Below are 5,920 nucleotides of genomic sequence, written 5' to 3' on the forward strand. Positions count from 1 at the left end.
TATTGCGACATGCCCCATTCCTCGATGTAGCCATGGCCGCCGTAGATCTGCTGGGCCTGAACGGTCATGTCATAGCCCTTGTCAGTAAGAAAGCCCTTGATCACCGGGGTCATCAGCGAGATCAGCCCGTCGGCGGCCTTGTCCTCGCCGCGATGCGCCTTGTCGATGAGGGTGGCCCCCCAGAGGATGAAGGCGCGCGCCCCTTCGACAAAGCTCTTTTGATCCATCAGGTTGCGGCGGATGTCCGGGTGCACGATCAGCGGATCGGCGGGGCCGTCTGGGTTCTTGGTGCCAGTGACATCACGGCCTTGCAGCCGGTCCTTGGCATAGGCCAGCGCGTTCTGATAGGCGGCCTCGGCCTGGGCCAGGCCCTGCATGCCCACCCCCAGACGGGCCTCGTTCATCATGGTGAACATGGCGCGCATGCCCTTGTGCTCGGTGCCCAGAAGCCAGCCGGTGGCGCCGTCGTAGTTCATCACGCAGGTGGAGTTGCCGTGAATGCCCATCTTCTCTTCGATCTTGCCGACGGAGACGGGATTGCGTTCACCCGGCGTGCCATCCTCGTTGACGATGAACTTCGGCACGATGAACAGCGACACGCCCTTGATGCCCTCAGGCCCGCCCGGGATCTTGGCCAGCACCAGGTGGATCACATTGTCGGACATGTCATGATCGCCGGAGGAGATGAAAATCTTCTGGCCTGTGATCTTATAGGAGCCATCGCCCGCAGGTTCCGCCTTGGTGCGCATCAGGCCGAGATCGGTGCCGCAATGGGGCTCCGTCAGGTTCATGGTGCCGGTCCACTCGCAGGAGACCATCTTGGGCAGATAGGTGTTTTTTTGTTCCTCGGTGCCATGGGCGAGGATCGCCGAGGCCGCGCCATGGGTCAGACCCTGATACATGGTGAAGGCCTGGTTGGCGGCGGAGAAATATTCGCCAACGCCGGTGGCCATCACATAGGGCATGTTCTGGCCGCCGTAAGCCTCTGGCATGTCCAGACCGGGCCAGCCGCCCTCTTTCATCTGTTCAAACGCCGCCTTGAAGCCGGTGGGCGTATAGACCATGCCGTTTTCCAGCCGACAGCCTTCGGTGTCGCCCACCACATTCAGCGGGTGCAGCACATCGCGGGCGATTTTGCCGGCCTCTTCCAGCACCGCACCGGTAAAGTCGCGATCCAACTCCTCGTAGCCGGGAATTCCGGCCTCCTTGATGTTCAGCACGTCATGCAGGACGAATTGCGTGTCCTTGGTGGGGGCGGTGTAGCTCGGCATCTTGGTCCTCGTCGGTTGGCGTTGGATCTGTCTTGTTTGGGTCCGGGCGCGCTATTCTGCGGCTTCGGCGCTGGTTTTCATCGAGGCGATGATCTTTTCGCCCCATTTCAGCTGGTCTTTGAGATCGGCGATGGCCTCGTCCAGTTCGGCGCGCTGGCGTTCCATATCGGCCAGGCGCTCCTGGGCGATCTCATAGGTGCGGCTCAATTGGGTGAGCTGCTGATCGCCGGTATGGTAGAGGTCCAGCAACTGGCGGATTTCTTCCAGGCTGAAACCAAAGCGCTTGCCGCGCAGGATCAGCTTGAGCCGGGCCCGGTCGCGTTTGGTGAACAGCCGCTTTTGCCCGTCGCGGATCGGGAACAGCAGCTCCTTGGCCTCGTAAAAGCGCAGGGTGCGCGGGGTGACATCGAATTCGTCACACATCTCGCGAATGGATTTGGTGTCTTCACTCATGGATCACGTTACGTTGGTTGCATCTGCGTCAACTTAAGCGCGGCTGTTCCTAGGTTACAACATGAAGTTGACGTTTACGTAACTTCGACGCTGCGTCATTTTTGACCATGACGTCAGGTGAGGGCGCCCACGCCGGATCAGCGGTGCGGGCCCTGTTCTGCGAGGGCGATCATCGCCAGCAGTTTGAGCGTATTGCCGTAGTAATCTGCGTCTTCTAGCGGCACCGCATTCAGCGCCTGCCAGAGCGCATCGCTCCAGGCTTGATCGGCCTCCGGTTTGCCACTGCCGGCCACGGCGGAGGCGGCGAACATGGCGATGAAGGCGGCAGAGCCCTTGCCCGCGCGGCCTACGCCACGGCCATTGAGCCGATAGGTATTGGCGATGCGCTGCGGGTCGCCCCGGGTTGCGCCCTGGATCCAGCCGTTGATCCGTTGCAGATGCGCCCTGGCGCGGGGATCGCCGGTTTCCAGGTAGTCGAGCGACAGGCGCCAGGGGAAGCGCAGCGCATTCCACGAGAAGCGGCCATCGTCGGCGCCTTCAAGGAAATGCGCCTTGGCAGGGCGGGGATGATCGGGGAGTTGCACCAGGAAATCCGGCACCAGACCTGTCTGACCTGCATAGCGACGGGACAGATCGGTCCAGACGCTATAGCCCCGGTCGCGAATGGCGCGCCAGCGGCGGGCATCGGACCCGCCAGCCGCCGCAAAGGCAGCAAAGCTCGCGGGCATAAAATCGGAGGCGCGCGAAGAATGCCCATAGGCGCCGTCTACCGCCCAGTCGCCCAGCCGCATCATATTGTCGTCGCTCACATCCTGCGCAAGGATCGCGGTCTGGGCCTTGCGCGCGGCGGCGCCATAGCCGCCCCAGCGCTGGTCGGCGCGCAGAAGGGCAAGCGCGATATCAAGGTCGCCATCCGTGGCAGAGGCATCGCCGCCATCTGGCGCATCCTGGCAATCGCGGGTCTGGTTCCAGGCCATCAAGCCGGGGTCGGAGGCCGCCGGGTGCAGGTTGTAAAAGCGCACAAACCCATCAAACAGGCGCCGGGCGCTGCGGTCGCGCGGAGCCATCTGCACCAGCGCCAGCATGCCATAGCCATGTGCCTCAGATACCGTGAGCGTGTTGCTTGCACTGCCGCCCCAGGTGGCCTTGCCATCACCGGCGATATCGACATAGGCGCCGCCGCAGCCCTCGCGCAGATAGGTTGCCTTCCACTGCGCCCAGAAACTGTCCAGCGTGGCCAGCCGCGAGGCTTTGGACGCAGAGGGGTAGTAGGGATCGGCGGAGAGCGGCAGGGCGGTCAGGAACAACAGCAGCATGGCAAATAATACGCGCGGCATGGGGAACTCCGTTTTCTGTTCACCCAGTCACCGCATCATGATCTGCGAGCCGGGGCTGGTTAATCCAATAGGTCCAGCGTCACCCTGCGCAGATCCTGCAATTCGGTCATCGCTTCTTCGATTTGCTGGCGCTGGGTTTCCAGCTCCTTCAGCTGGCGGTCGGCCATCTCGATAAAGGCGCGGTTTTGCGCCTCATTGCCTTCGTTTTCATAGATCAGCAGCCATTGGCGGATCTCTTCCAATTGAAAACCGAATTTGCGGCCGCGCAGGATCAGCTTCATCCGCGCCAGTTCGCGCGGGCCATAGAAACGGGACCGGCCCTGTCGTTCCGGCTGCAAGAGTTCGATGTATTCGTAATAGCGCAGGGTGCGCGGGGTCACATCGAAGGCGGCGCACATCTCTTTGAACGACAGTGTTTTCTCGGACATCGGTCTTCTCCTTCGTCCGCAACCTATGCAACTGAACCGGTCGGTGCAACGAGGAGTTTGCCTGTCCGCGTGCCTGTCCTCGCGCTTGCCCTTGCGCTTATGCGCCGGGCGGGGAATAAATGACCGACAGCCGGTCAAGGAGCATCGCATGGAAGACAAGGTCGCACAGGCGCGCCAGTTTATTGAGGCGATTCCGCACTCAAAGGCGCTGGGGATGCAGCTGCGCGAGATCGGCGAGGGGCGGGCGGTGATCGTCATGCCCTATGACAAGAAACTGATTGGCGACCCGGAAACCGGGGTGATCCATGGCGGCGCGGTCTCGGCTTTGATGGACACCTGTTGCGGGGCGGCGGTGATGTGTCATCCAAGCCTGCCCAACAGCACCGCGACGATCGATCTGCGCATCGAATATATGCGCGGGGCGACGCCGGGCCATGCGATCACCACCACCGCGACCTGTCATCACATGGCCCGCAATGTTGCTTTCGTGCGGGCGGTGGCAATGGACGAGGCCAGCGAAACCCCGGTCGCCACCGCTTCCGGTGCCTTTACCGTGGAGCGTGCAGAATGAAACGTCGCCCCCCAGAGCCGGTTCAGGTGGTCAAGCAACGCCGCGACGCGGCGCTCAGCGCGCTGGTTCAGTCGGTGCCCTATATCGGCTTTCTCGGCATCACCTTCGAGCGACGCGGCGATGAGCTGACCTCCACCCTGCATTACCATGATGCGCTGATCGGCAATCCGACGCTGCCAGCGATCCATGGCGGCGCCACGGCGGCCTTTCTGGAGGTCACGGCCGTGATCACCTTGCAGTGGTTCCATCTCTGGCCGCAGTTTGAATCCGGTGAACTGGAGCTGGAGGGGCTGAGCGCTGGGCAGATGCCGCGCCTGCCCAAGACCATTGATTTTACGGTCGATTACCTACGCTCGGGCCTGCCGCGCGATGCCTATGCGCGGGCGACGGTCAATCGCTCCGGTCGGCGCTATGCCTCGGTGCATGTGGCGGGATGGCAGGATCACAAGGATAAGCTCTTTGCTCAGGCGACCGGGCATTTCCTGATGCCGCAGGCGCTCGTCACCGAGCGCTGAGGCGCGGACACTCCAAGGACGATCAACGATGTCGCAGGATACAGGGGCGATCACCAATGCCCGGGTGCTGAAGATCGCGCTGCCGATCGTGCTGTCCAATGCCACGGTGCCGATCCTCGGCGCAGTGGACACTGGGGTGGTTGGCCAGCTGGGACAGGCCGCGCCGATCGGGGCGGTGGGGATCGCGGCGGTGATCCTGTCGACGATCTACTGGGTCTTTGGCTTCCTGCGCATGGGCACCACCGGGCTGGCAGCACAGGCGCGCGGCGCGGGCGATGTCGCCGAGACCGGCGCTTTGCTGATGCGCGGCTTGATCCTGGCGGGGGCTGCGGGGCTGTTCTTTGTGGTGGCCCAAGCGCTGGTGTTCTGGGCCGCCTTTGCCCTGGCCCCGGCCAGCGCCGAGGTCGAAGGGCTGGCGCGCGCCTATCTGGAGATCCGCATCTGGGGCGCGCCCGCGACCATCGGGCTCTATGCGGTGACCGGCTGGCTCATCGCGATGGAGCGCACCCGGGCGGTGTTTTTGCTGCAAATCTGGATGAACGGGCTCAATATCCTGTTGGATCTGTGGTTCGTGCTGGGGCTCGGTTGGGGCGTCGAGGGCGTGGCCACGGCGACTTTGATCGCCGAATGGAGCGGCATATTTCTGGGGCTCTGGCTGTGTCGCTCGGCCTTTGGTGGCGATCAATGGCATGATTGGGCGCGGATTTTTGACCGTGTCCGCATCCGCCGGATGATGCAGGTCAATGGTGACATCATGGTGCGTTCGGTGCTGCTGACGCTGTCCTTCACCACTTTCCTGTTTCTTGGTGCGGATATGGGCGATGTGACGCTGGCGGCCAATCAGGTGCTGGTGCAATTCCTGGAGATCACCGCCTTTGCGCTCGACGGCTTTGCCTTTAGCGCCGAGGCTCTGGTGGGCGGCGCCGTCGGCGCACGCGATGTCCGCCGTTTGCGCCGCGCCGGTCTGGTGGCCAGCTATTGGGGGCTGGGGTTTGCGGCCGCTCTGACGCTGATGTTCTGGGGCGCTGGCGGGGCGGTTATTGACCTGATGACCACCGCGCCCGAGGTGCGGGAGGCCGCGCGGCACTATCTGATCTGGGTGGCGCTGGCGCCCCTGGTCAGCGTCGCGAGCTATATGCTGGATGGAGTCTATATCGGGGCGACCTGGACCCGCGACATGCGCATCGCGATGATCCAGTCGGTGGCGATCTACGGGTTGTCTCTGGTGGTCTTGGTGCCGCTTCTTGGCAATCACGGGCTCTGGTTGGCGCTGATGGTGCTGAATGTGACCCGGGCTGTGACCTTGCTGGCGCGCTATTGGCGACTGGAGGCAAGGGTGGTTGCC

Annotated in this window: 7 protein-coding genes; 3 read left to right on the forward strand and 4 right to left on the reverse strand. The window is 63.1% G+C overall.

Annotated elements, in window-relative coordinates:
- The 4 genes from HCZ87_RS19275 to HCZ87_RS19290 form a co-directional block, all read right to left on the reverse strand.
- On the reverse strand, positions 1 to 1,271 hold a 1,271-nt coding region (locus tag HCZ87_RS19275; protein ID WP_167646505.1), incomplete at its 3' end, for an acyl-CoA dehydrogenase family protein.
- Positions 1,272 to 1,322: 51 nt separating this feature from the next.
- The gene (locus HCZ87_RS19280; RefSeq protein ID WP_167646507.1) at positions 1,323 to 1,724 is read right to left on the reverse strand and encodes a MerR family DNA-binding transcriptional regulator; all 402 of its coding nucleotides are present in this window, start codon (positions 1,722 to 1,724) and stop codon (positions 1,323 to 1,325) included.
- A 137-nt stretch (positions 1,725 to 1,861) separates the two neighbouring features.
- The gene (locus HCZ87_RS19285; protein ID WP_167646509.1) at positions 1,862 to 3,061 is read right to left on the reverse strand and encodes a glycosyl hydrolase family 8; all 1,200 of its coding nucleotides are present in this window, start codon (positions 3,059 to 3,061) and stop codon (positions 1,862 to 1,864) included.
- Positions 3,062 to 3,120: 59 nt separating this feature from the next.
- Complete coding sequence (locus HCZ87_RS19290) at positions 3,121 to 3,489, reverse strand: MerR family DNA-binding transcriptional regulator (RefSeq protein WP_167646510.1); 369 nt, start codon at positions 3,487 to 3,489, stop codon at positions 3,121 to 3,123.
- A gap of 148 nt (positions 3,490 to 3,637) precedes the next feature.
- On the opposite strand from HCZ87_RS19290, the gene HCZ87_RS19295 reads away from it, so the two are divergent.
- The 3 genes from HCZ87_RS19295 to HCZ87_RS19305 form a co-directional block, all read left to right on the forward strand.
- Positions 3,638 to 4,060, forward strand: a complete 423-nt coding sequence (locus HCZ87_RS19295; protein WP_167646512.1) for a PaaI family thioesterase — start codon at positions 3,638 to 3,640, stop codon at positions 4,058 to 4,060.
- Positions 4,057 to 4,575, forward strand: coding sequence for a PaaI family thioesterase (locus tag HCZ87_RS19300; RefSeq protein ID WP_167646514.1), 519 nt, complete (start codon positions 4,057 to 4,059; stop codon positions 4,573 to 4,575). The genes HCZ87_RS19295 and HCZ87_RS19300 overlap by 4 nt, the downstream gene beginning before the upstream one ends.
- 28 nt (positions 4,576 to 4,603) lie before the next feature.
- Positions 4,604 to 5,920: MATE family efflux transporter (locus HCZ87_RS19305; RefSeq protein WP_167646516.1), on the forward strand; the 1,317-nt coding region annotated here is incomplete at its 3' end.

This window comes from Phaeobacter sp. HF9A, from assembly GCF_011806385.1.
Classification (GTDB): Bacteria; Pseudomonadota; Alphaproteobacteria; order Rhodobacterales; family Rhodobacteraceae; genus Epibacterium.